The sequence below is a fragment of the Pilosibacter sp. YYHA0881 genome (assembly GCF_051602715.1).
In the GTDB taxonomy this organism is placed as follows: Bacteria; Bacillota; Clostridia; order Lachnospirales; family Lachnospiraceae; genus Alitiscatomonas; species Alitiscatomonas aceti.
Genome location: NZ_CP175657.1, coordinates 2,006,718 through 2,032,085, shown reverse-complemented (window position 1 = coordinate 2,032,085; position 25,368 = coordinate 2,006,718). Strand labels below are relative to the sequence as shown.

At 48.7% G+C, this 25,368-nt stretch carries 19 protein-coding genes and 1 pseudogene; 19 read left to right on the top strand and 1 reads right to left on the bottom strand.

Annotated elements, in window-relative coordinates; genetic code table 11:
* The first annotated feature begins 37 nt into the window (after nt 1-37).
* The 3 genes from ACI6NM_RS09355 to ACI6NM_RS09345 all read left to right on the top strand — a co-directional run bounded on the left by ACI6NM_RS09355 (nt 38) and on the right by ACI6NM_RS09345 (nt 1,910).
* The gene (locus ACI6NM_RS09355) at nt 38-802 is read left to right on the top strand and encodes a phage replisome organizer N-terminal domain-containing protein (RefSeq protein ID WP_117578196.1); all 765 of its coding nucleotides are present in this window, start codon (nt 38-40) and stop codon (nt 800-802) included.
* A 62-nt stretch (nt 803-864) separates the two neighbouring features.
* Complete coding sequence (locus tag ACI6NM_RS09350) at nt 865-1,716, top strand: ATP-binding protein (protein ID WP_117578198.1); 852 nt, start codon at nt 865-867, stop codon at nt 1,714-1,716.
* On the top strand, nt 1,713-1,910 hold the full coding sequence (locus ACI6NM_RS09345) for a transposon-encoded TnpW family protein (protein WP_117578200.1): 198 nt from the start codon (nt 1,713-1,715) through the stop codon (nt 1,908-1,910). Before ACI6NM_RS09350 ends, ACI6NM_RS09345 begins: the two co-directional genes overlap by 4 nt.
* Nucleotides 1,911-1,977: 67 nt before the next feature.
* Here the strand turns inward: ACI6NM_RS09345 and ACI6NM_RS09340 are convergent, their stop codons facing one another.
* Nucleotides 1,978-2,580, bottom strand: a complete 603-nt coding sequence (locus ACI6NM_RS09340) for a DUF6064 family protein (RefSeq protein ID WP_117578202.1) — start codon at nt 2,578-2,580, stop codon at nt 1,978-1,980.
* A gap of 218 nt (nt 2,581-2,798) precedes the next feature.
* Here ACI6NM_RS09340 and ACI6NM_RS09335 point away from each other — a divergent pair, with 218 nt between their 5' ends.
* The 16 genes and pseudogenes from ACI6NM_RS09335 (at nt 2,799) to ACI6NM_RS09260 (ending at nt 25,346) form a co-directional block, all read left to right on the top strand.
* Nucleotides 2,799-4,421 (top strand): recombinase family protein, encoded by a 1,623-nt coding sequence (locus ACI6NM_RS09335; protein WP_117578204.1) that lies wholly within the window; start codon nt 2,799-2,801, stop codon nt 4,419-4,421.
* 79 nt (nt 4,422-4,500) lie between these two features.
* Nucleotides 4,501-4,596, top strand: a pseudogene (locus tag ACI6NM_RS09330) (Maff2 family mobile element protein); the annotation flags it as partial.
* Nucleotides 4,597-4,621: 25 nt separating this feature from the next.
* A complete protein-coding gene (locus tag ACI6NM_RS09325) occupies nt 4,622-5,488 on the top strand; it encodes a VirB6/TrbL-like conjugal transfer protein, CD1112 family (protein ID WP_438500855.1) in 867 nt (288 codons plus the stop codon).
* Between the two features lie 17 nt (nt 5,489-5,505).
* Nucleotides 5,506-5,940 carry a PrgI family protein gene (locus ACI6NM_RS09320; RefSeq protein WP_002304375.1) on the top strand — a complete coding sequence of 145 codons (435 nt, stop codon included), beginning with the start codon at nt 5,506-5,508 and terminating at the stop codon, nt 5,938-5,940.
* Nucleotides 5,900-8,287 (top strand): VirB4-like conjugal transfer ATPase, CD1110 family, encoded by a 2,388-nt coding sequence (locus ACI6NM_RS09315; RefSeq protein ID WP_002588967.1) that lies wholly within the window; start codon nt 5,900-5,902, stop codon nt 8,285-8,287. The genes ACI6NM_RS09320 and ACI6NM_RS09315 overlap by 41 nt, the downstream gene beginning before the upstream one ends.
* A gap of 3 nt (nt 8,288-8,290) precedes the next feature.
* The gene (locus ACI6NM_RS09310; protein WP_002304377.1) at nt 8,291-10,027 is read left to right on the top strand and encodes a C40 family peptidase; all 1,737 of its coding nucleotides are present in this window, start codon (nt 8,291-8,293) and stop codon (nt 10,025-10,027) included.
* 14 nt (nt 10,028-10,041) lie between these two features.
* Complete coding sequence (locus tag ACI6NM_RS09305; RefSeq protein ID WP_002304378.1) at nt 10,042-10,299, top strand: DUF4315 family protein; 258 nt, start codon at nt 10,042-10,044, stop codon at nt 10,297-10,299.
* Entirely contained in the window at nt 10,289-10,972 is a 684-nt protein-coding gene (locus ACI6NM_RS09300) for a DUF4366 domain-containing protein (RefSeq protein WP_002578950.1), read from the top strand. Before ACI6NM_RS09305 ends, ACI6NM_RS09300 begins: the two co-directional genes overlap by 11 nt.
* Before the next feature lie 151 nt (nt 10,973-11,123).
* Nucleotides 11,124-12,356, top strand: coding sequence for an ATP-binding protein (locus ACI6NM_RS09295; RefSeq protein ID WP_002304383.1), 1,233 nt, complete (start codon nt 11,124-11,126; stop codon nt 12,354-12,356).
* A 177-nt stretch (nt 12,357-12,533) separates the two neighbouring features.
* Nucleotides 12,534-14,609 carry a DNA topoisomerase 3 gene (locus ACI6NM_RS09290; RefSeq protein ID WP_002578949.1) on the top strand — a complete coding sequence of 692 codons (2,076 nt, stop codon included), beginning with the start codon at nt 12,534-12,536 and terminating at the stop codon, nt 14,607-14,609.
* Complete coding sequence (locus ACI6NM_RS09285; protein WP_002304387.1) at nt 14,606-15,451, top strand: LPD16 domain-containing protein; 846 nt, start codon at nt 14,606-14,608, stop codon at nt 15,449-15,451. The genes ACI6NM_RS09290 and ACI6NM_RS09285 overlap by 4 nt, the downstream gene beginning before the upstream one ends.
* A gap of 13 nt (nt 15,452-15,464) precedes the next feature.
* Complete coding sequence (locus ACI6NM_RS09280; RefSeq protein ID WP_002304389.1) at nt 15,465-16,061, top strand: YodL domain-containing protein; 597 nt, start codon at nt 15,465-15,467, stop codon at nt 16,059-16,061.
* Nucleotides 16,058-16,264 carry a transposon-transfer assisting family protein gene (locus tag ACI6NM_RS09275; protein WP_002578948.1) on the top strand — a complete coding sequence of 69 codons (207 nt, stop codon included), beginning with the start codon at nt 16,058-16,060 and terminating at the stop codon, nt 16,262-16,264. Before ACI6NM_RS09280 ends, ACI6NM_RS09275 begins: the two co-directional genes overlap by 4 nt.
* Nucleotides 16,265-16,282: 18 nt before the next feature.
* On the top strand, nt 16,283-24,613 hold the full coding sequence (locus ACI6NM_RS09270; protein ID WP_438500854.1) for an LPD11 domain-containing protein: 8,331 nt from the start codon (nt 16,283-16,285) through the stop codon (nt 24,611-24,613).
* Complete coding sequence (locus ACI6NM_RS09265; RefSeq protein WP_002578947.1) at nt 24,613-24,945, top strand: plasmid mobilization protein; 333 nt, start codon at nt 24,613-24,615, stop codon at nt 24,943-24,945. The genes ACI6NM_RS09270 and ACI6NM_RS09265 overlap by 1 nt, the downstream gene beginning before the upstream one ends.
* 116 nt (nt 24,946-25,061) lie before the next feature.
* A complete protein-coding gene (locus ACI6NM_RS09260; protein WP_002578946.1) occupies nt 25,062-25,346 on the top strand; it encodes a hypothetical protein in 285 nt (94 codons plus the stop codon).
* Nucleotides 25,347-25,368 lie beyond the last annotated feature (22 nt).

The window sequence follows — 25,368 nt, the reverse complement described above, 5'->3', positions numbered from 1 at the left end:
CGTAACAGAAGCCCAAAACAGACCAAAGGAGGAACGAATGGCAGACAACCGCAAATATTACTACCTAAAGCTGAAAGAGAGCTATTTTGACGAGGACGCTATCGTGCTGCTGGAAAGTATGCAGGACGGTATGCTCTACTCAAACATTCTCTTGAAGCTGTACCTAAAATCGCTGAAAAACGGGGGAAAGCTCCAGCTTGCCGAGAATATCCCCTACACCGCACAGATGATAGCCACCATCACCCGCCAGCAGGTCGGCACAGTGGAAAGGGCTTTGCAGATTTTTATGAAACTGGGGCTTGTAGAACCCTTGCAGAACGGGGCTTTGTACATGAGCAACATAGAACTCTTAATCGGTCAGTCCTCTACCGAGGGGGAGCGGAAACGCCGTGCAAGGCTGGCTTTGCAGGAACAAAAGGCATTGCCAGAAGCCGTGGCGGACAAACGTCCACCAGACGGGGCGGACATTTGTCCACCAGAGATAGAGATAGAGAAAGAGATAGATATAGAGTTAGAGATAAAGAGAGAGGGAGAGATAAAGACAGGACAGACCGCCCCCGCCCCTTTTGGCAGATACAAAAACGTCTATCTGTCAGAAAAAGAGCTTGCGGAGCTGCAAGAGGAGCTTCCCGGCAAATGGGAGTATTACATTGACCGTCTATCCGGCTATATCGCTTCCAGCGGGAAGAACTACAAGAACCATGCCGCCACTATCCGGCGTTGGGCGGCTGATGATAAGGCAAAGGGGAAGCCGAAAAAGGGAATCCCCGATTATTCCTACAAGGAGGGCGAGAGCCTTTGACAGCATAGACACAACGCCCCGTAAACAGGGCGTAAAAAAACATGAACAAGGAGGACGATTTTATGAGTGATTACGATAACGCTATTTTCCGGCTTGCCACGGCACAGGAAGCAGAGCCGGAGGACTATACCGGGGAGGACGGGCTTTTATATTGCGGGAGCTGCCATAAACCCAAAGAAGCCTACTTCCCGGAGGGCAAGACGCTTTTCGGACGTGACCGCCACCCCAAAGAATGTGACTGCCAGCGGAAACGCCGGGAAATGCTGGAAGCCGCAGACCGGGAGCAGAAGCACCGGGAGGAAGTGGAACGGCTGAAAAGAAAGGGATTTACAGACCCGGCTATGAGGGAATGGACTTTCGGGAACGACAACGGGAAATGCCCGCAAATGTGTTATGCCCGTGAATATGTGGAGTGTTGGGAACTGATGAAAGCAGAGAACCACGGGCTGATTTTGTGGGGAAGTGTCGGCACAGGGAAAAGCTATTTTGCCGGGTGTATCGCCAACGCCCTCATGGAGAAAGAGGTTTCCGTCTGCATGACGAACTTTGCCCTTATCCTTAATGACCTTGCCGCCAGCTACAAGGACAGGAACGAATACATATCCCGCCTTTGCAGCTTCCCTTTGCTTATCCTTGACGATTTCGGCATGGAGCGTGACACGGAATACGGGCTTGAACAGGTTTACAACGTGGTTGACAGCCGATACCGCAGCGGCAAGCCCTTAATCGTGACAACGAATCTCACGCTGGAAGAATTGCAGAACCCGGAGGACACCGCCCACGCCCGCATTTATGACCGACTAACAGAAATGTGCTGCCCCGTCTGCATTATGGGGGAGAATTTCAGGAAAGCCAAAGCACAGGCGAAAATGGAACGCCTTAAAATGCTGCTGAACAGAAAGGAGAGCCTATGACCGACACCCCCAACAGAAGCACCGCCACTACCGCCCGCCGCCCGGATTGCGTGACCGAGGTACGCCGGGGGAACACCGTCCTTGTGGTTTCCGGCTACTTCAAACAGGACACTACCGCCACCGCCGCCGACAAGATGATGAAAGTGCTGGAAGCCGAGAATGCAGCCGGACACAAGCCGCCTTTTACCGCATAAACCAGGCATGAAAAAGCGGTTATGCCGTGGAGCGTGACCGCTGGAATAGTAATAAATGACACCATGTTTATTTCTTGCTTGATTGCCGTATTTCATTTGCCAGCAGCACGATACCATATAAACCGCAAATCAATAGAATTATATCTTCATAGGCATTGAAGATTACTGATTTTATTCCGGTCAATCCCCATATGGTCAGTAAAGCGAGGAGTAGCTTGTTTTTTCTTTTATAGCCAGCATAAACCGCCATGCTTATGCTGATTACGGGGCAAGGCATGATGTATGTTACCATTTGCGGGAAAGAATTACCCAAAAGAATGGAAACAAAAGGGTACGCCAAATAAAGTACCAGCAGAAACATCTGAAATGCGGTAGGTGTTTTGAGTATATCGTCCTTGTTATGCAGACTTTCGTATAGGAACAGAATACCGCAAGTGATATACAACGGAAATGCAAAAAATTTCTGAATAGGCTCTGTTCCATACCAAGCGAAAAATCCAATGCCTATAAAGAGGTTAATAATTCCAAGCGAGAATTTTGCCGCCCACTTTATTTTTTTTGTATAGGACAAAGCAACCGCAATGAGTAAAAAAACGAGTAATGTAATTTGGATTATCCATGTTTGCCTATTGTAATTGCCGATAACATCCCAAAAAACTTGTGCGTCCATGTGTTGCCCCCCGTAGATTTAGCTTGTCACTTTCTAACGAACTAAAGTATAGCACAAAAATTTGATATTTTCTACCATAAGCCATATGCTATAAACCTTAATAAAAAAGCGTGATATTTTTCGACATAAAGAAGCAAAAAGGACTATACAGCCAGCCCCGCCCTATGGTATAATAGAGCTACGGAATAGTGGGCTGGCTGTCGGAAACGGAGGATATTATGTCAAGACAGACAACCCAAACACTTATTACCGCCCTTTATCCGAGATTATCCCATGAGGACGAGCTGCAAGGCGAGAGCAATTCTATTTCCAACCAGAAGCGGATTCTTGAATCCTACGCTAAACAGAACGGCTTTACGAATCTGAAATGGTACACGGACGACGGATTTTCGGGGGCAAATTTCCAAAGACCCGGCTTCCAGTCCATGCTTGCCGACATTGAAGCGGGGCTTGTGGGAACAGTCATAGTCAAGGATATGTCAAGGTTAGGGCGGAACTACTTACAAGTGGGAATGTACACGGAAATGATTTTCCCACAGAAAAATGTCCGTTTCATTGCTATCAATGACGGCGTTGACAGCGCACAGGGCGACAACGATTTTGCCCCTCTGCGTAACATTTTTAACGAATGGCTGGTGAGGGATACGAGCAAGAAAATTAGAGCAGTCAAGAGGTCAAAAGGCATGAGCGGGAAGCCTGTCACAAGCAAGCCCGTGTACGGCTACCTCATGGACGAGGACGAAAATTTCATCATTGACGAGGAAGCCGCCCCCGTGGTGAAGCAGATATACAGCCTCTGCCTTGCCGGGAACGGCCCGACCAAGATAGCCCGTATGCTTACGGAGCAGCAAATCCCCACGCCGGGAACACTGGAATACCGCCGGACGGGAAGCACCCGCCGCTACCACCCCGGCTATGAGTGCAAGTGGGCGGCGAACACCGTGGTGCATATCCTTGAAAACCGGGAATACACGGGCTGCCTTGTGAACTTCAAGACCACCACACAATCCTACAAATGCAGCAAGATTATCTACAACAGCGAGGACAAACAGGCGGTTTTCGAGAACCACCACGAAATCATCATAGACCGTGACACATGGGAGCGTGTGCAGGAGCTTCGCAAGCAGCGCAAACGCCCGAACCGCTATGATGAAGTGGGCTTGTTCTCCGGCATACTCTTTTGTGCCGATTGCGGCAGCGTCATGTATCAGCAGAGGTATCAGACGGACAAGCGGCGGCAGGACTGCTACATATGCGGCAGCTACAAGAAGCGCACCCGTGACTGTACGGCGCACTTTATCCGCACCGACCTTTTGACCGCCGGAGTGACCGAGAATTTGCGGAAAGTTACCAGCTATGCAGCCAAGCACGAAGCCCGGTTTATGAAGCTCTTGACCGAGCAGACCGAGGACGGGAGCAAACGCCGGAACGCCGCCAAGAAGAAAGAGCTGGAAGCGGCAGAAAAACGGATTACGGAACTCTCCGCTATCTTCAAGCGGCTGTATGAGGACAGTGTGGCGGGGCGCATATCGAACGAGCGTTTCACGGAGCTTTCGGCAGACTACGAAGCCGAGCAAAAGGAACTGAAAGAGCGTGCCGCCGTTCTGCAGGGCGAGCTTTCACGGACGCTGGAAGCCACGGCGAACGCTGAAAAGTTTATGAAAGTGGTACGCAAGTACACCAGCTTTGAGGAACTCACCCCTACCCTGTTACGGGAGTTTGTGGAGAAAATCGTTATCCACGAATCGGAAGCACTGGACGGGAAACGCCGGGGGAAGCTCCGCAGACAGGAAATCGAAATCTATTATTCTTTTGTCGGCAAGGTAGAATTGCCCGACTAAAGCCCGACCCGTCCGGCAGTCAGCCGGACAGGGAACGGCAAAATTTTTTACACTTCTTTTACTTCTTTATCTCACATGAGCAAAGTCCCAGGGCATGAAGCAGCTCATGGCTGGCGGCGGTGTTGCCCTCATCGGCACCACCCTTGTACCTCTGCTCTCCGGACTGTTCGGTTAATCACAAAACAAGGAGGTAATCGCCTTTGGACAGCATACTCCAACAGATCACAGACTGGCTGAAAGAAATGCTCGTTTCAGCTATTATGGGAAATCTGTCGGGGATGTTTGAGTCCGTCAACAACCAGGTTGGCGAGATAGCAACCTCCGTTGGCATGACCCCGGCGAATTTTTCGCCGGGTGTCTTTGCCATGGTACGAAACATCTCCGAGTCAGTGATTATCCCAATCGCAGGCTTGATTCTGACCTTCATTGCCTGTTATGAGCTAATTCAGATGATTATTGACCACAACAATCTGGCAAATTTTGAAACCTGGATCTTCTTCAAATGGGTGTTCAAGACTTTTGTTGCGGTCATGTTAATCACAAACACATTCAATATCACGATGGCTGTGTTTGATGCGACACAGCACGTTATAAACGCAAGCGCCGGTATCATATCCGGAAATACTGCCATAGATGCTTCGGCATTGGAAACAATGGAAGAAACGCTGATGGCAATGGATTTGGGTCCTTTGCTCGGCTTGTTCCTGCAATCCTTTATCGTGCAGGTCACGATGTCCGCTTTGGCAATCATCATCTTTGTGATCGTCTACGGTCGAATGATTGAAATTTATCTGATGGTCAGCCTTGCCCCGATTCCGCTTTCCACTTTTGGAAACAGAGAACAGAGCAATATCGGACAGAATTATCTGCGTTCGCTGTTTGCAATCGGATTCCAGGGATTCCTGATTATGATCTGCGTGGGCATTTATGCGGTGCTGATTCAGTCTATCGCATTCAGTGATGACATCATCGGTTCTATCTGGGGTGTTATGGGCTACACCGTCCTTTTGTGCTTCACCCTGTTTAAGACTGGTTCGCTTGCGAAGGGTGTATTCAGCGCTCACTAAGGGAAGGAGGAAATTGTTTGGCAGCGTATATTCCCGTACCTCGTGACCTGACGAGGGTAAAAACAAAAGTGTTCTTCAATCTGACGAAACGGCAGTTACTTTGCTTTGGTGCGGCGGCGCTCATCGGAGTGCCGATTTTCTTTCTGGTCAAAGCAACCGGAAATGTGAGCCTTGCAGCACTGTCCATGATGATCGTCATGTTACCGTTGTTCTTTCTGGCAATGTATGAAAAGGATAGTCAGCCGTTGGAAGTGGTTGTAGAACACTTCATTCAGACCAAATTCGTTCGTCCCAAGGTTCGCCCTTATCAGACGGACAACTATTATGACGCTTTGATGCGTCAGTACAAACTGGAAAAGGAGGTTGAACGAATTGTTTTTCAAAAAGAAGCCACAGGCAAGAAACATCAAAATGCCTGCAAATCTGAATCGGAAGCAGCAGCGAGAAATTAAAGCTGTTGTGGAACGGGCAAAGAAGGACAACGGTATTCCGCAGACTGCACAGCAGTCCATTCCCTTTCAGAGAATGTTCCCGGATGGCATCTGCCGTGTCACTGACAGTTATTACACCAAGACCATTCAGTTTCAGGACATCAACTATCAGCTGGCACAGCAGGAAGATAAGACTGCCATCTTCGATGAGTGGTGCAGTTTCCTGAATTTCTTTGACAGCTCCATTCACTTTGAGCTTTCCTTTATGAACCTGAGTACCGATGCTGAAAGCTTTGAAAAGAGTATCCGTATCCCGTTCAAGAAGGACAGCTTCAATCCCGTCCGTGCCGAGTATAGCCAGATGCTGAAAAAGCAGTTGGCGCAGGGCAACAACGGCTTGACCAAAACCAAGTACCTGACATTCGGCATTGAAGCCGAATCCATGCGGCAGGCAAAGCCGAGACTCAACCATATCGAAAACGATCTGCTCAATAACTTTCGGCGTTTGGGTGTCATTGCCACTACCATGAACGGCAAAGAGCGGCTGCATCTGATGCACTCTATGTTCCACATGGGTGATAATGATAAGTTCTTCTTCGATTGGAAGTATCTTGTGGAATCCGGGCTGTCCGTAAAGGACTTCATTGCTCCGACGGCGTTTGCCTTTAAGACCAACCGCACCTTCCAGATGGGCAGTATCTTCGGTTCGATGTCTTATCTGGCAATTACGGCATCAGACCTGTCTGATCGTATGCTGGCGGATTTTCTGGATATGGAATCCACGCAGATCGTGACCATGCACATCCAGTCGGTTGACCAGACTGCGGCGATTAAGACCATCAAGAGAATCATCACCGAGCTTGACCGTTCCAAAATCGAGGAACAGAAAAAGGCTGTGCGTTCTGGCTATGACATGGACATTATCCCATCTGACCTTGCTACCTATGGTAAAGATGCGAAGTCACTTCTGAAAGAATTGCAGAGCCAGAATGAGCGAATGTTCATGGTGACATTTCTGGTGCTGAACACCGGGCGCACCGAGCAGGAACTGGAGAACAATGTGTTCCAGGCACAGAGCATCGCCCAGAAGCATAACTGCAATCTGCGTCGTTTGGATTTTCAGCAGGAATCCGGACTGATGAGCAGCCTGCCTTTGGCACAAAACCTGATTGAGATTCGTCGTGGCCTGACTACCAGTTCCACGGCTATTTTTGTGCCTTTCACCACGCAGGAGCTGTTCCAGAATGGTGGAGAAACGCTCTATTACGGGCTGAATGCTCTGTCGAACAACCTTATCATGGTGGACAGAAAGAAGCTCAAGAACCCCAACGGACTGATTCTGGGTACTCCCGGTTCCGGTAAATCCTTTTCCGCAAAGCGTGAAATCACCAATGCGTTCCTGGTTACGGATGACGATATTATCATCTGCGACCCCGAAGCGGAATATGCGGCTCTGGTTCACAAGTTCAATGGTCAGGTGGTAAAAATCAGCTCCTCCAGTACCAACTATATCAACCCTATGGACATCAACCTGAACTACTCTGAGGATGACAACCCGGTAGCACTGAAAGCTGATTTTATCCTGTCCCTCTGTGAGTTGATTATGGGCAGTAAGGATGGCTTGCAGCCTATCGAAAAGACGGTTATCGACCGTTGTGTGCATCAGATTTACCAGAGATATTTCGACAATCCTGCCCCTGAGAATATGCCGATCCTTGAGGATTTGTATGATGCCCTTCTGAAACAGGACGAAAAGGAAGCCCACCATGTAGCGACCGCCTTGGAAATCTATGTTAAGGGTTCTCTGAAACTGTTTAACAACAGAACCAATGTGGATATTCAGAATCGTCTGGTGTGCTTCGACATTAAGGAGCTGGGCAATCAGCTGAAAAAAATCGGTATGCTGATCGTTCAGGATCAGGTCTGGGGGCGTGTAACTGCCAACCGTTCTGCCGGTAAATCGACCAGATATTATATTGACGAGTTCCATCTGCTTCTGAAGGAAGAACAGACGGCAACCTATTCCGTAGAAATCTGGAAGCGATTCCGTAAATGGGGCGGCTTGCCGACCGGTATTACTCAGAATGTCAAAGACCTGCTTCGTTCCCCGGAGATTGCCAACATCCTCGAAAACTCTGATTTCATCTATATGCTGAATCAGGCAAGCGATGACCGAAGTATTCTGGCACAGCGGTTGAACATTTCGCCGCATCAGCTGTCCTATGTAACCAACTCCGGTGAGGGCGAAGGACTTCTGTTCTATGGCAATGTGATTCTGCCGTTCATTGACCGATTCCCGACAGATCTGGAACTGTATCGCATTATGACCACGAAGTTAAACGAGGTGGCACAGGAAAAGGAGGCGTAATGTATGGCGAAAAGACCTACACGACTCCGTTTTACCGAAGATGACCTTGCAGATTCTCATGTGAAGAAAGCTGCCGACCGTGCAGATAAGGCGGTTGATAGGGCTGAAAAAGCGGCAGACAAATTGGCTTCTAAAAAGGCAAAGCCGAAGCTAAAGCTGGAAACAGATGCAGCCGGTTCCCGTAAAGCAAAGCTCCGTTTTGAAAAAGCGGAGTTTACGGAAATCGAGCGCCCATCTGTGGCAAAGCACATGGCAAGCCGTGGTGCCGCAGTCACGCTCACATCCAAAGCACATCGGGCGGTGTCAGAATATGAGGATGATAATATCGGCGTTCAGGCTGTGCAGGAAACGACCAAGGCTGTTGAATCCACTGTCTATACCGTCGATCATGCCGTTTACAGTCACAAGCTGAAAGCCTACGACAAGGCGGAAAAGCTGGTTGAGAAGTCAGATAAAGCAAATGTAAATGCCCTGTATGAGAAGTTCAAAAAGGACAACCCCGATGCCGGTTCCAATCCCTTTTCCCGTTGGCAACAGAAAAGGGCAATCAAGAAAGAATATGCTGCCGCCAAAGCCGGTAAGAATACCGCTTCGACAACGGCTTCTGCATCTAAGGGTGCAGGCAAGGCAACGGGCAAAGCAGCTCAGGGAGCCAAGAACATCACAGAAAGAGTAACGGAGTTCTGCACCACACACTCTAAAACGATTCTGTTTGTTTTGATTGCCGGACTGCTTTTTATGATACTCTCAGGGATGTTCTCGTCTTGTTCGGCTATGTTCCAAGGCGGCACACAGATCATTCTGGGAACTTCTTTTACTGCAAAAGAGGAAGATATTATTGGTGCGGACAATGATTACAAGGCTTTGGAAGCTGCGCTCCGCAATAAAATCAATAATATCGAGCGTACTCATAGCGGATATGACGAGTACCGGTATGACCTTGATGAAATCAACCACAATCCTTATGAGCTGGCGGCGTATTTGACGGTGAAGTTTGAGGATTACACCAGAGATGAGGTGCAGGCTACCCTGCAATGGCTATTTGAGCAACAATATGAGCTGACCCTGACGGAAGTAGTAGAGATTCGTACACGAACAACATCTTCTACTGATCCCGAAACGGGAGAGACAACAACAGAGGAAGAAGATTACGAATATTATATTCTGAATGTGAAGCTCAGAAATAAGGGCTTGAACAGTGTGATTTCAAATTCCGGCTTGTCGGAAGATGATATGGAGCGATATAGAATTTTGCTTCAGACAAGGGGCAACAGACCGGATATTTTCGGAAATGACATTTACGCCACCCCTGGCGGCGAGTACACCGATTATGATATTCCGGGCGAAGCGCTGACAGACACAAGATTTGCCAATATGATTCGGGAAGCTGAAAAATATCTGGGATACCCGTATGTGTGGGGCGGCAGCAGCCCGTCTACCTCCTTTGACTGCTCCGGATTTGTTTCCTATGTAATCAATCACTGCGGAAACGGTTGGAGTGTTGGTCGTTTGACCGCAAACGGTTTGATGGGCGTATGCGACATTATCCCGAAAAGCTCTGCCAAACCGGGAGATTTGATTTTCTTCCAAGGCACTTATGATACCTCCGGTGCATCACACGTTGGTATCTATGTTGGCAATGGTATGATGATCCACTGCGGAAACCCCATTTCCTACGCTTCTATCGAATCGAATTACTGGCAACAGCATTTTTACTGCTTCGGCAGAATCAGAAACTAAAGGAGGGATGGCGATTGAGTGCCAAGTTAGACAGAATAGGTGCAGACCTTGAAAAAGCCCGTAAGAAACGGGCAGAATGGGATGCTAAGGTGAAAGACCTGGAACGCAGATACCGTGAGGAGGAAAATTCCGAAATCCATGAGATGGTTCATGCTGCGAACCTGAATCCCGAACAGCTTTCCGAGCTGCTCCGTATGTTTGCTGCGGATATGGCTCCGAAGCCTGATACGATCAATACTATGAATGAGGAGGAAACGCAGAATGAGATTTAAGAAAATTGGAGCCGCATTGCTGGCGTGTGCAATGTGTTTTGGCGTGTTTTCTACAACGGCATTTGCCTATGTAGATGAAAGCGTAGCGACTGAAGAACCTGCGGTCGAAGAAAAAGTTCCCGAAACAGAGCCGGAGGAGCCGATGCTACCGCTTACTCCCGACGGCAATCTGACTTTGGTTGATGACGCTGGCTCGCCTACGAAAAGCGGAAAGCAGTTCATTACCGCTGTAACCAAAAACGGAAACTACTTCTATATCATCATTGACCGTGATGATAAGGGCGAGGAAACCGTGCATTTTCTGAATCAGGTGGATGAAGCCGACCTGCTCAAGCTGATGGACGAGGAAGAAGTTGCAGAGTTCACCAAGCCGGTTGAGGAAACAAAGCCGGAAGTAGTTGAAACAGTTCCTGAAATTACAGAACCGACACCGGAGGAAAAGCCGAAATCCACAAATATGCTCCCGGCGATTCTTACTCTGATTGTGCTTGCCTGTGGTGGTGGATTCTTCGTATTTAAGAAAGTCCAGGAAAAGAAGAAGGCACAGGAAGCGGCAAAGCCTGACCCAGATGCTGATTATGTGGACGATGACGAGGACTATGGGTACGATCCGGAGTTTGAGGACGACGATGAAGATAGCTCCGTCGATGAAGATGATAATGAACCTGTGTAAACAGGATAGGCTTGATGCCTGGGGCAGCCTTCGGGTTGCCTTTACATAGTTTCCGCTTTCAAAAAATAAAAAAATTTGCGTTTTTGAAAGTGACATCTTGCATATACTATTAGCAGACAGTATAATAAGTACAGCGAAGCGGTTTCGAGAAATGAAAAAACTTCAATTTTTGAAAGCGGGTGACTATATGAAAACAATCACGAGAGCAAAATATCTCGATAGAATCATTGAACTGAATGGTACTCCTGACATCAAGATCATCACGGGCATTCGTCGATCTGGTAAGTCCAAATTGATGCAGGCGTATATTGCGTATCTGAAAAGCAATTTTGAAAACATCAATATTATCTTCATCGACTTCATGGATTTGGCGTATGAAGAAATCAAGGAATACCATGCCTTACACGCCTATGTGGAAGAACATTATCAGGAAGGAAAAACGAACTACCTGTTTGTAGACGAGGTTCAGATGTGTCCCAAGTTTGAGTTGGCAATCAATAGCCTGTACTCTAAGGGAAAATACGACATCTATGTAACAGGCTCTAATGCTTTCCTGTTGAGTGCAGATCTGGCAACTCTGTTTACCGGACGCTATATTGAAATTCATGTGTTTCCTTTCAGCTTCCAGGAATATTGCCAGTATTATGATGATATTAGTGACAAAGATAAGCTCTTTGATGAGTACGCTATCAAGGGCGGTTTAGCAGGTTCCTATGCTTATAGAACCGAAAAAGACAGAACAAACTATATCAAAGAGGTCTACGAAACGATTGTTACAAGGGATTTGGTACAGAAATATACTCTCCCGGACACTTTGGTTTTACAACGTCTGAGCGAGTTCCTTATGGATAATATCAGCAACCTGACTTCTCCGAATAAGGTCAGTCAGCTACTGACAGCAAATGAGACTCCAACCAATCATGTAACCGTCGGCAAGTACATTAAGTATTTGTGCAATGCTTTTGTATTTTATGATATTAAGAGATATGACATCCGAGGTAAGAAATACCTTGAAAGCTCTGAAAAGTTCTATTTGTGTGACAGCGGTATTCGATATGCAATACTGGGAAGCAGAAATATAGACTATGGCAGAGTATATGAAAACGTTGTTTGTATCGAGCTTCTTCGCCGTGGATATGATGTCTATGTCGGCAAGCTCTATCAAAAGGAAATCGACTTTGTTGCTCAGAGAGGTAGCGAAAAGATTTATATTCAGGTCAGCGACAACATTTCCGGGCAGGAAACATTTGAGAGAGAATGCTCTCCTCTGCTTCAGATTCGAGACGCTTATCCGAAAATGATTATTGCCAGAACCAAACATCCCCAATATAGCTATGAAGGAATCGAAATTCACGATATAGCCGATTGGTTGCTACAAGAATAAGCAAGGTGAAATATCTCCGTCATTCTCTTTTGAAATGATGGAGATATTTTTATTATGACGGAGATTGTAGAACAGAAAATTGTATCAGGTTGCAAAAATCCTTTCCGAACTTTTTACATAGCAGTCATGCACTACGGTGTGTGGCTGCTTATTTTTTTGTGAAAGGAGCAGATGCAAATGAAATTAGTTTTGGCTGAAAAGCCTTCGGTTGCACAGAGTATTGCCAAAGTGTTAGGTGCTGCCAAGCGTGAGGATGGCTACTTAGAGGGAAACGGATATGTGGTCAGCTGGTGTGTAGGGCATTTGGTGGAGCTGGCACAGCCGGAAGTCTATGATGCGAAGTACAGCAAATGGGCTTATGCAGACCTTCCTATCTTCCCGATGGACTGGCAGTATGAGGTTTCTGCCGGTACGAAAAAACAGTTTGGGATTCTGAAAAAGCTCATGGCCAGAGAAGATGTTGCGAGTCTTGTGTGTGCAACAGATGCCGGTCGTGAGGGCGAGCTGATCTTTCGGTTGGTGTACCACAAAGCCGGGTGCAGAAAGCCGTTTGAGCGGCTTTGGATTTCCTCGATGGAAGATGTAGCAATCAAGGAGGGCTTTGAAAATCTCAGGTCTGGAACGGAATATGATGCTTTGTATGAAGCAGCACTGTGTCGAGAACGAGCCGACTGGATTGTTGGTATTAACGCTACTCGACTTTTTTCGACCCTTTACGGGCAGACCCTGAATGTTGGTCGTGTTATGACCCCTACCCTTGCTATGGCTGTTATGCGAGAAGCTGCCATTTCCGCATTCAAGCCTGAACTGTTCTACACAGTTCAGATTGGATTGGATGGTTTTACGGCTGCAAGCGAACGCTTCAAAACCAAGGCAGCAGCCGAAGCTGTCAAACAAAGCTGTTCGGTGGCAATCGTTCAGAAAGCTGAATGTAAGGAGAAAACAGAAAAGCCGCCTGCGCTCTATGACCTGACCAGTTTACAGAGAGAAGCCAACCGTGTGCTTGGCTACACGGCACAGCAGACCTTGGACTACACGCAGAACCTCTATGAAAAGAAACTGGTCACTTATCCCCGTACCGACAGCAGGTTTCTGACGGAAGATATGGCACATAGCCTGACCGACCTCGTAAAGCTGGCTTTCCACACATTCCCCGTGGAGGATGTGGATAACATACCAGTTCATGCAGAGCAGGTTGTGAATAACAAAAAGGTCACAGATCACCATGCCATCATTCCGACCAGAGAATTGCAGAAATGCAATCTGAGCGAACTTCCCAAGGGTGAACTTGCAATTTTGCAACTGATCTCGAATCGGTTGTGCGTAGCTGTTGGCGATCCGCACCGATACGCAGAGACAGTTATTGAGCTGGACTGTGGCGGTACCGTGTTTTCCACCAAAGGCAAAACTGTTGTGCAGGATGGATGGAAAGCTCTGGTTCAGAAAAATGATTCGACAAAATCCGACGAAAACGTGCAGACACTCCCTTCTGTTTCCGTTGGTGACGAAATGACCGTCAGCGGCACGGAAATCAAGGAAGGGAAAACATCTCCCCCTAAACACTTTACCGAGGATACTCTGCTTTCTGCTATGGAAACTGCCGGTGCGGACGAAATGCCTGATGAGGTGGAGCGCAAAGGTTTGGGAACGCCTGCGACCCGTGCCGGTATCATTGAGAAGCTGGTTCGCATCGGTTTTCTGGAGCGTAAGGGTGATAAGAAAACCAAACACCTGATTCCGACCCACAAGGGTACGGCTCTGGTAACAGTCATGCCGGAACAGATTCAGTCCCCATCCATGACGGCGGATTGGGAAGAAAAATTGTTGCTCATTGAGAAAGGCGAATATGCCAGCGAGGACTTTATGGACGAGATCAAAGATGTGATTGCCGGTCTGATTCAGAACTATGAAGTAATCCGTGATTCCGAGGTTATGATGTCGAAAGAAGCCAATTCTATCGGCAAATGCCCGCTCTGCGGCAGTGCTGTAGAGGACAAAGCCAAGGCATTTTTCTGTTCCAACAGAGCTTGCAAATTTGCCCTCTGGAAAAACAATCGCTACTTTGCGAGCATCGGCAAGAGCATGACTTCTGCCACGGCGCAGAAATTGCTTGGTTCCGGCAAGGTAAAGCTCAAGAATTGCAAGTCCGAAAGAACGGGCAACACCTTTGATGCCACCGTCTTTATGGAGGTATCAGATGATGGCAAAACGAAGTTCAGTATGGAATTTGAAAATGGAGGAAAGCGCAAATGACAAATGAGTACAACCCGGATGGTAAGGAAATCCGATTTATCGACAGCCATTATAAGGATTTGTTTCATATCCCCGATGGCAGCTGTGTGCAGATTCACTACCCGGATGAAATGGTTGTGAAGCCCTGCACCTTCATTGACGAGTATCATACGCAGATCGGATACAATGTGTTTCATATCTGCCAGTTTGCAGAAATTATGGAGCGCAACGGCGCAAGCTATATGCCGGAGCCTGAGATTATGGGCGATGAAGCCGCATGGAAGGTCGGAAAGGATAGAATCCTTGCGGTGCAGACCTGCGAAGATGGTTACGACTACACCCTGTTGGATGAAAACTACAACGAGATTGATGGCGGTCAGGTTGATAACCCTGAACTGTCCATGCTCGAAGTCCGCCGGGATATTCTGGAATCCTTCGGGCTGGAGCGCCGGGAACTGCGGGCAATGTTCTATGAGGATGTCATGGAGCAGGCTTTTGAAGTCGGCAGACAGGCGGTGGTGGTCAATGACCCTATCGCTGAGCTTGCTTTTAAGCTCGACCGTTTTGCAGAGAACTTCGACCCCTATGAATATATGGATCAGGTCGATGATGTGCAGGCGCATATCCAAGAAATCAAGGCAGATCTTGCCGCTGGTAATACGGCTCCGTATCGTGAGTTCCTGAATACAGCCATTGAAGAAGCCCGTGAGGAAACTGCGGTTGAGGTTGCCAAAGTGCTGAAAAGTCAGCTGGATAAGCTCGACTCTCCGAAGCGTGAGTCGGTCATGGAAAAACTGGCACAGGCCGCAGAAAAAGCTGCGCCTGCCAGTCCCTCTCCCAAACGCAAAGAGCCTGAACGATAAGGAGGACACGGATATGAAAAACGAAAAATGGGATGATGTTCACGGAAATACCACCCCGGATGACAGAATGGTTGCTTTTCTGGAAAGCCCCACGGATTCCTATGCGATTCTTCAGCTGCGGGAAGATGTAGACGATAATATCCCGCTCATGTTTGCAAATTACAGCTACCTTCAGAAGAAAGAAATGGAGCCTGAGATTGACCGTTACGAGGTGGTCTATCATGGCTCCATTTCTATGTCCGAGGATGTGAATCGGCAGCTGGAAGATTTGTATGTAAAGTTCAATATTGACCACCCGGATGATTTCCGTGGTCACAGTATGTCGGTCAGCGACATCGTAGCCTTAAAGGTAGTCGGTGAGGTATCCTTTCACTATGTAGATTCTGTTGGGTTTCAGAAGCTGGAAAACTTTATGAAGTCCGAAAACTACCTGAAAAACGCAGAGATGGCAATGGAAGATGATTATGGGATGATTGACGGTATCATCAATAACGGAAAAGCGTCCGGATTAGAGGAACGTCCTTCGGTGTTGGAGCAGTTAAAGGAAAAGCCCGTGCCGGATGTTTCCCATAAGCCGCCCAAGAGCCACCCGGAAAGGGAGATTGAATGATGGATTTCACACAGGATGAGCGGAACATGATGATGCTTTACAGCCCTGGCACAAGGTCAGGGCTGTGTGAAGCACTGACACTGATGAAGGAACAGCTTTCGGAGGACGAGTCAGAGCTTTTTGCTTTGGCAGACTCGGTTCTCCGTAAAGTTTCAGCCATGGACGATGCCGCCTTTGAGAAGCTGAACCTTTATCCGGATTGATAGGATTGGAGGGATACAATGAACGCAAAAGAGCGATTTTATTCCGGATTAGCAAAAGAAACGATTGGGAAAATCACCTCGAACACAGATAACTGGACTTCGTTTTTGAGAACGATGTCCCGCAACTATGAGTTCACCTATCCGGAACAGGTGATGATTTATGCTCAGCGCCCCAATGCGACCTTTTGCAAGCCCTATGAGGACTGGAACGCTGAAAATTACCGCAGATATGTAAAGCGTGGCTCTACCGGCATTGCTCTGTTTGTGATGAACAGGGATAAACCGTATCTGCGCTATGTGTTTGATGTGGCGGATACCGGCGTTCGCCGTTCTTCCCCGGAACTGAAACCGTGGGAGGTGACGCCTGAAAACCGCTCCTATGTCATGGAAGCGATGGAGCGTACCTTCGGTGTTGCCGCTGACGGGGTACTGGAAGCACAGCTTGAAGATATTGCATCCGCACTGGCGGCTGAGTATTGGGACGATTACAAAAAGCAGTTCCTCGACATCGTTGCCAACAGCTTCCTTGAGGAGTATGATGAACTCAACATCGAAGTAGCTTTCAAAAATGCGGTGGCAAACAGCGTATCCTATACGATGTATTGCCGGTTCGTGGAAAGTCCCGACAACTACTTCGAGCATGAGGATTTCCAGAAGGTGTTTGATTTTAACACCAGACAGACGGTAAATGCCCTTGGTACTGCGGTGAATGCCATCAGCACAAGGATGTTTCAGGAAATCGAAAAAGCGATTGGAGAACATGAGCAGATTAAAGCTACCGAAAGGAGTACAGATTATGAGCGAGATGACTTACAGACAGGCCGGAGATTATCAGATTCCGAACCTTCAGTTGGAGAACGAGGGAGAGAAACCTCTGGGCAAGTACGGCAGGATGCGTCGAGCATTTTTGGAACAGAACAATCCGATGCTCCTGAACGACATGATTCTGACGGAGAGCCTGTTCCCGCACCTGTGGGAGATCGAGGAAACAGCGAAAGCCAGAGTGGAGTTTCTGATGGAGCAGTACCTGAAGGACAGCCCCGCACCGGACAAGGAAACGCAGCAGATGGCGTGGGTGCAGCACATGAACAGCCTGAAAGCACAGGCGGAGGAAGTCGTGATGACGGAGCTTATCAACAGCTGAGTCTGAACCTTTTCCTCTCCGAAAATGAACAAATCAGTTTTATCGACCGAGCAGAGAGCTTTACGCCCTCTGCTTTTTCTTTTGCCCAGGAAGAAATCGACCACTTCCTTCTGCTTGGTAGCAATACCGATGAAGCCCGAAAAGTCGTAGCGCTGGAATATATGAAGCAGAAGCCGTTGGAAGAAATCGTTCAGACCTTAAAGCAGGTCTATCACGGCGGCTATGGTCTGAAAGAAGATAGCGGGAATATCTGTGCGTGGTATGCCGAGGACGGTATCCACCTTGCCAAAGGTTCCTCTGCCATTGACAGCCCCAGAGCGCAGATCGTTTCTTGGGAAACGGTTGCCGAGCGCATTGGAGAACTGCTTGAAAATGGTCGGTTCGCAACTAATGTGGAACTGGTAGAAGCATCCGGATATGAGCGTCAGAAGTTGGCAGAATCCCTGTGGCATCTTTATCACGATTTGAGTGAAGAAGCCCGTTCCAGCAACTATCTGGCAATTCTTCATCAGGAACCGTTTCGTGGTTTCCCTGACGAAACCGCAGACTTGGCTGAAAAGTTGGATGACCCTCGTTTCCACGCAACCTTGGTACAGCAGTATTCGGAATTTAGAAAAACCCTTGCGGAAAATCCCGATCTGCTTCGTTTTCACTATCACAAGCTGAATCTCATTCAGAAACAGCTGTATGAGTTGAATATGCCTTTGCGTGAGTATCAGACCGATATGATGCAGATGCCCCTTGTCCGCCAGTTCATTACGGATGATGAAGTCAATGCAGACTTGACCCGTGGAAGCGGCTTTTCCGGTGGTAAAGCCCGTATTTATAACTACTGGCAGGAGAATCATTCTGCCAAGGAAAAGATGGACTTCCTGAAGCATGAATACGGAACCGGTGGTCATTCCCATGCCTGCTCTGGTGCAACGCACAGCGGTCAGGATCACGATGCCAAGGGTGTTGCTTACACCAAGAGCGGTTGCGATAAATTGCAGATGTCCTGGGCGCAGGTGGTGCAGAGAATCGACGGTCTGATACGAAAGGGACGCTACCTCAGCCCGGAGGAAGAAGCGGAACGACAGGCTATCGAAGAAGCTAAAACTGATCCGTTGGAAGATGTTTATGACCGTTTCGCAGTGATTGATACCGAGGATGGCGAGTATGCGATCTGGGATAATCAGACCGATGACTACTATGTAGACCCGGAAGGCGTTACGGAATACTTCACGGACGAATGGCTTGCCAATGACTATTTGGAGGAAGTTCGTCAGTCCGTAGCTGCGATGGAGTCGGTTCAGCCAGAAGCGCCTGTGGCAGAGCCTGCCGAAGTTGTGGAAGCATCTGCTTCCGAGGAACCGAAATGGAATTATCAGGTCGGTGACACGGTATATCTGGACGATACAGCTTTCCGTGTGGAGCAGATCACGGACAGAGAAGTTCAGCTGCGTGACCCTACGCTTGCTTATCCCATCTTCCGTGCCGAGAATCGTGAGAATTTCGAGCGTATGCTCTCTCAGGACGAAAGAAACCATGCGGTAAGGGTTGATGCCCAAACCGAAGAAAAGCCCGTTACAGAGGATTTTCTGGGCAAAACCGAACCGAGGGACTACACCCCTGAGTATCAGCTGTTAGACCGTCTGCGTATGGACTGCGAATACTTCCTTGGTGCAGGACAGCACAGCGAAAAGCATCTGTGGGCAGGCAACCGCCATGCACAGATTGCCAAGATGCGTGAGCTGTATGAAATGATTCCCGACAAACCAGAATGGCTGACACCTGAGATGATTAACAGCTACGAGGAGCGCATGGCTCCCCGCTATCTGGTTGCCGCCTACCATCACTTTGAAAACGGCTTCGATGATAAACTGGACTACTACACTCTGGAAGAAGCGGAAAAAGCTGCCCAGGGCTATGTGGACGGAACCATGGAGGATGACGGATTCAAGTACGATGGTGCTGCCGTTTACGATCAGCAGGAGCATAAGTGCATCCGTATCTATGGGGACTACCCTGACGAAAAGGCACACGCACAGGTCAGAGCCAGTGCGGAACCCGAACAGCAGGAACCGGAACACTTCATCGATCATTTTTATGTTGCCGAGGACATTCAGAAGCGGGGTGCGCTGGACATCAAGGAATACAGTTCCTTTGATGATGCCCTGCGAGCCTACTATGCACTTCCTGACACGCAGAGAAAAGCCCTGGGTGCAATGAATACCAGAGATCTGCCGGGTAGTCTGGACTTCGTACAGTGCGTAGATGGAAAGGACACCATCATTCAGGATTATGCCCAGGTGGACGGATGGCAGAATGCCGAAGTCATGGACATTATCGCTCAGCTTGAGCAGTCCATCACCACCAGAGAAATCCCACCTGTTCCTGCGGTGAACTTCCACATCACGGATGACAACATCGGTGAAGGTGGACCGAAGCAGAAATTCGCAAGAAACATCGCAGCCATTGAAACTCTGTTCAAACTGGAAAGCGAGAACAGGAACGCCACTACCGAAGAACAGGAGATTTTGTCGAATTATGTCGGTTGGGGCGGTCTGGCAGATGCCTTTGACCCGGACAAGGGAAATTGGGCGAAGGAGTATCAGACACTGAAAAACCTGCTTTCCGAAGATGAATATGCTGCGGCAAGAGCTTCCACCCTGAACGCACATTACACCAGCCCTACGGTCATTCGCTCCATCTACGATGCGGTCGGACAGATGGGCTTTGAAACAGGAAATATTCTGGAGCCTGCTATGGGTATCGGCAACTTCTTTGGTATGCTCCCTCCTGAAATGCAGAGCAGCCGTTTGTATGGTGTGGAACTGGATTCCATCACCGGCAGAATTGCTCAGAAGCTCTATCCCAACGCAGAAATCAAAGTAGCCGGTTTTGAAACGACAGACCGCCGAGACTTTTACGATCTGGCTGTGGGTAATGTCCCTTTCGGCAACTACAAAGTGTCCGACAAGCCGTATGACAAGCTGGGATTCTCCATTCACAACTATTTCTTTGCCAAGGCTTTGGATCAGGTTCGTCCCGGTGGTGTGGTCGCTTTTGTGACAAGCCGTTACACCATGGATTCCAAGAACTCTGACGCAAGGCGATATATGGCGCAGAGGGCGGAACTGCTTGGTGCAATCCGTCTGCCAAACGATGCCTTTAAGAAAAACGCAGGCACGGAAGTCGTGTCCGACATCCTGTTCCTGCAAAAGCGTGACCATCCGATTGACATTGTACCGGAATGGGTAAACCTTGACCGCACCGAAGAAGGACACACCATGAACAGCTACTTTGTCGCTCATCCTGAAATGGTTCTGGGCGATACGGTGGAAGAAAGTACCGCCTACGGCATGGACATTACAGTGCGTCCCATTGAGGGCATGGAACTGTCCGAACTTCTGAAAGAAGCAGTTTCCCACATCCAAGGAACCTATCAGGCTGTGGAGCTTCCCGAAGCTGACAAGGGTAAGGAAATCGAAACCATTCCTGCAACCCCGGATGTAAAGAATTTCTCTTATACCGTGGTGGATGGCAATGTGTACTTCCGTGAAAACTCCCTGATGCGCCGTGTAGACCTGAATGAGAAAGCAAAAGACCGTGTGATGGGCATGGTGGAACTTCGTGGTATCGTCAACGAGCTGATCGAATATCAGCTTGAGGATTACCCGGATGAAATGATTACTCAGAAACAGGCAGAACTGAATGATGCCTACGATGCGTTTGCCGCAAAGAACGGGCTTATCAATAATCGAGCCAATGGTCAGGCATTTGCTGACGATTCCTCCTACTATCTCCTGTGTTCTCTGGAAAATGTGGATGAGGACGGCAATCTGAAAAGCAAGGCGGATATGTTCACCAAGCGAACCATCAAGCCGGAACGCAGAGTGACGAGCGTGGATACGCCGTCCGAAGCTCTGGCAATCTCTATCGGTGAGCGTGGCAAGGTGGATTTGCCGTTTATGGCACAGCTGCTTGGAACACCTGGAGAATACGATGCGATTCAGGCAGAGCTTCGAGGGGTGATCTTCAAAGACCCGATGGCTCCCGATGCTGTGGAAGTTGGATGGCAGACTGCCGATGATTACCTTTCCGGTGATGTAAGAAGCAAGCTGCGTGTCGCACAGATGGCGGCAGACAGGGATTCTTCCTTCCACATCAATGTGGAAGCCTTGCAGAAAGCACAGCCGAAGGACTTGGATGCGTCCGAGATTGATGTGCGTTTGGGTGCAACATGGATTGATGCCGATTATATTCAGCAGTTCATGGAGGAAACCTTTGAAACGCCGTATTACTTGCGCCGTTCCATTGAGGTCAAGTTCTCCGAGCTGACCGCAGAGTGGCGCATCAACGGTAAGAGTTCTCCCAACTACAACGATGTGGCGGCGTATGTCACCTACGGTACAGAGCGAGCCAACGCATATCGGATTCTGGAGGAAACGCTGAATCTGAAGGATATTCGTATCTATGATACGATTGAAGATGCAGATGGTAAGCAGAAGCGTGTCCTCAATAAAAAAGAAACTACCCTGGCACAGCAGAAACAGCAGGCAATCAAGGATGCGTTCCGAGATTGGATTTGGAGAGATCCGCACAGACGAGAAACCCTTTCCACCAAGTACAACGAACTTTTTAACTCCACCAGACCTCGTGAGTATGATGGCTCTCATATCCGTTTCGGCGGCATGAACCCGGATATTACCCTCCGTGAACACCAGAGAAATGCTATCGCTCATGTGCTATATGGTGGAAATACGCTGCTTGCACACGAAGTTGGTGCGGGCAAGACCTTCGAGATGGCTGCATCGGCTATGGAGAGTAAACGGCTTGGATTGAGCCAGAAATCCCTGTTCGTTGTGCCGAATCACTTGACCTTACAGTGGGCAAACGAGTTCCTGCACCTCTATCCGAGTGCCAAGCTCCTTGTTGCCACCAAGAAGGATTTTGAAACAGCAAACCGTAAGAAGTTCTGCGCTCGTATCGCAACGGGTGACTATGATGCAGTCATCATCGGTCACAGCCAGTTTGAAAAAATCCCGCTTTCTGCCGAACGACAGGAACGGCAGCTGCGGGAGCAGATTGATGAGATCGAGGGTGCGATTGCGGAGCTGAAATGGCAGCGTGGCGAAAACTTCACGATCAAGCAGATGGAGAAAACACGAAAATCATTGGAAGCCAGACTGGACAAGCTCCTTGCCGCTGACAAGAAAGATGATGTCATTACCTTTGAGCAGTTGGGTGTAGACCGGCTGTTTGTGGACGAAAGCCATGCGTTCAAGAATTTGTTCCTCTACACAAAAATGCGAAATGTGGCAGGTCTGTCCACCTCCGAAGCCCAGAAATCTTCGGATATGTTTATGAAGTGCCGCTATATGGATGAGCTGACCGGCGGGCGTGGTGTGATCTTTGCAACCGGTACTCCAGTAAGTAACTCGATGACCGAGCTTTATACGGTCATGCGCTATCTCCAGTACAGTACGCTCCAGCAAAAGAACCTGACCCATTTTGATTCCTGGGCATCGACCTTCGGAGAAACAACAACTGCGATTGAGCTTGCACCGGAGGGAACCGGCTATCGTGCCAGAACCCGATTTGCGAAGTTCTTCAACCTGCCTGAACTGATGAATATGTTCAAGGAGGTTGCCGACATCAAGACCTCTGACCAGTTGCATCTCCCTGTTCCCGAAGCAAAGTTTGAAACGGTTGTGGTTCAGCCCTCTGAGTACCAGAAGGATATGGTGGCTTCCCTTTCAGAGAGAGCAGCAGATGTTCATGCCGGTATTGTAGACCCGTCCGTCGATAATATGCTCAAGATTACCAGCGACGGACGAAAATTGGGACTGGATCAGCGGCTAATGAACACCCTGTTACCCGATGACCCTGACAGCAAGCTCAATGCCTGCGTGGGAAATATCCTGCGTATCTGGCAGGACGGTCAGGCTGACAAATTGACCCAGTTGGTGTTCTGCGACCTTAGCACACCGAAAAATGATGGAACCTTCAATGTCTATGATGATGTCAAAACCAAGCTGATTGCAAACGGTGTGCCTGCGGAAGAAGTTGCCTTTATCCATGATGCAGATACCGAGGCAAAGAAAAAAGACCTCTTTGCCAAGGTTCGTACCGGGCAGGTGCGAGTGCTTCTTGGCAGTACGCAAAAGATGGGTGCAGGAACCAACGTCCAGGACAAATTGGTGGCAGTTCACCACTTGGATGTGGGTTGGCGTCCGTCTGATATGACCCAGAGAAACGGTCGTATCATCCGTCAGGGCAACCGGAACAAAGAGGTTCAGGTGTATCAGTATGTGACCGAGGGAACCTTCGATGCCTACCTGTATCAGACCTTGGAAAACAAGCAGAAGTTTATTTCTCAGATTATGACCTCCAAATCACCGGTTCGCTCCTGTGACGATGTGGATGAGCAGGCGCTGTCCTATGCGGAGATCAAGGCGCTGTGTGCCGGCAATCCGCTTATCAAGGAAAAGATGGACTTGGACATTGATGTGGCAAGGCTGAAGGTGCTGAAAGCTGACCACCAGAGCCAGCAGTACCGTATGGAAGATAAGCTTCTGAAATACTTCCCGGCTGAGATTGAAAAGCAGACAGGCTATATTCATGGCTTTGAAGCTGATATTAAAACCGTGGAAGCACACCCGCAGATTGCCGATGGCTTTTGCGGCATGGAAATCATGGGCAAAGCCTACACCGAAAAGGCAGATGCCGGTGAAATCCTCCTTGCGGCTTGTAAGGACACGAAAAGTGCCGATCCGGTTCCTCTTGGCAGTTACCGTGGCTTTCAGATGGAGCTTTCGTTTGACAGTTTCCGGAACGAGTTCGATGTGACCCTGAAGGGCGCTGTGAGCCACAGAGTAGCCCTTGGAACGGACGCACGAGGAAATATCACCCGACTGGACAATGCCCTTGCAGGCATCCTTGAGCGCTTAGAACGAGCCAATGAGCAGTTGAATAATCTCTACAATCAGCAGGAAGCAGCCAAGGCGGAGGTTGGAAAACCGTTCCCGCAGGAAGCAGAGCTGACAGCCAAAAGTCAGCGACTGGCAGAACTGGATGCAGCCCTGAATATGGAGGACTCTGTGGAAAATCGTGACGAAAGAAGCGAGTCAGAGCGTCCTTCTGTGTTGGCTGATCTGAAATCCAAAGCGGAGCATATCTCGCCTGCAAAATACTCTGAAACCCGTGAGGAGGTGTTGTAATGGCAAAGCGAGATCAGGATGTTCATTTCCTTGCATCCAAGGAGGAGGTCGAGCGAATCCATGAGAAGATGGACGAGCTTGGCATCCGCAGCATGGGAGCCTATCTGCGGAAAATGGCTCTGGATGGTTACTGTATCAGACTGGATTTGCAGGATGTGAAAGCCCTGGTTTCGCTCCTGCGAATCTGCTCCAACAACCTGAACCAGTACGCAAAGCGAGCGAACGAAACAGGCAGCATCTATCGTGCTGACATTGAGGATTTGCAAAAACGGCTGGAGGAGATCTGGACGGACATGAGAGAAGTTCTTGTTCGCCTGTCCTCAATCCAGTAATCCGACAACTTGTTGGGAAGTCGCAGTTTCGGCTGCGGCTTTTACATAAGGGTTGACATCATTGCGTTATGGCAGATACCCTTGTACAATATAATTAAAAGAAAGGGGTTGAGCCTATGAAGCTGGTATTGAAGATATTGGCACTGCCGGTGCTGTTCGTTGTAAAAGTGATTTGCATTCTTGGAAATCTGCTTACAAATGTTGTGTCCTATGTAATTGGTTTATTGCTCTTGGTCATTGGCGGATCTGCGATTTACTGCATTGTAAAGGCTTTGTGGCAGTCCCTGCTTATTCTTGTGGTTCTTGGAATTGCGACAATAGCAGCGGTGTTCTTGCTCGTCTGGGCTGTTATGAAAGTCGAGAATATTGGAGAAAGTCTGGGAGCATTTATCAGGTCATAAGATAATATCAGAGAAAAGTCAC

What these genes read in the sequence shown, in the direction of transcription:
- ACI6NM_RS09275 (WP_002578948.1), top strand. Translation starts at nt 16,058, where the DNA reads ATGATGGATTTCACACAGGATGAGCGGAACATGATGATGCTTTACAGC.
- ACI6NM_RS09355 (WP_117578196.1), top strand. Translation starts at nt 38, where the DNA reads ATGGCAGACAACCGCAAATATTACTACCTAAAGCTGAAAGAGAGCTAT.
- ACI6NM_RS09350 (WP_117578198.1), top strand. Translation starts at nt 865, where the DNA reads ATGAGTGATTACGATAACGCTATTTTCCGGCTTGCCACGGCACAGGAA.
- ACI6NM_RS09310 (WP_002304377.1), top strand. Translation starts at nt 8,291, where the DNA reads ATGGCGAAAAGACCTACACGACTCCGTTTTACCGAAGATGACCTTGCA.
- ACI6NM_RS09280 (WP_002304389.1), top strand. Translation starts at nt 15,465, where the DNA reads ATGAAAAACGAAAAATGGGATGATGTTCACGGAAATACCACCCCGGAT.
- ACI6NM_RS09300 (WP_002578950.1), top strand. Translation starts at nt 10,289, where the DNA reads ATGAGATTTAAGAAAATTGGAGCCGCATTGCTGGCGTGTGCAATGTGT.
- ACI6NM_RS09340 (WP_117578202.1), bottom strand. Translation starts at nt 2,580, where the DNA reads ATGGACGCACAAGTTTTTTGGGATGTTATCGGCAATTACAATAGGCAA.
- ACI6NM_RS09260 (WP_002578946.1), top strand. Translation starts at nt 25,062, where the DNA reads ATGAAGCTGGTATTGAAGATATTGGCACTGCCGGTGCTGTTCGTTGTA.
- ACI6NM_RS09265 (WP_002578947.1), top strand. Translation starts at nt 24,613, where the DNA reads ATGGCAAAGCGAGATCAGGATGTTCATTTCCTTGCATCCAAGGAGGAG.
- ACI6NM_RS09295 (WP_002304383.1), top strand. Translation starts at nt 11,124, where the DNA reads ATGAAAAAACTTCAATTTTTGAAAGCGGGTGACTATATGAAAACAATC.
- ACI6NM_RS09285 (WP_002304387.1), top strand. Translation starts at nt 14,606, where the DNA reads ATGACAAATGAGTACAACCCGGATGGTAAGGAAATCCGATTTATCGAC.
- ACI6NM_RS09270 (WP_438500854.1), top strand. Translation starts at nt 16,283, where the DNA reads ATGAACGCAAAAGAGCGATTTTATTCCGGATTAGCAAAAGAAACGATT.
- ACI6NM_RS09315 (WP_002588967.1), top strand. Translation starts at nt 5,900, where the DNA reads ATGCCTGCAAATCTGAATCGGAAGCAGCAGCGAGAAATTAAAGCTGTT.
- ACI6NM_RS09345 (WP_117578200.1), top strand. Translation starts at nt 1,713, where the DNA reads ATGACCGACACCCCCAACAGAAGCACCGCCACTACCGCCCGCCGCCCG.
- ACI6NM_RS09335 (WP_117578204.1), top strand. Translation starts at nt 2,799, where the DNA reads ATGTCAAGACAGACAACCCAAACACTTATTACCGCCCTTTATCCGAGA.
- ACI6NM_RS09290 (WP_002578949.1), top strand. Translation starts at nt 12,534, where the DNA reads ATGAAATTAGTTTTGGCTGAAAAGCCTTCGGTTGCACAGAGTATTGCC.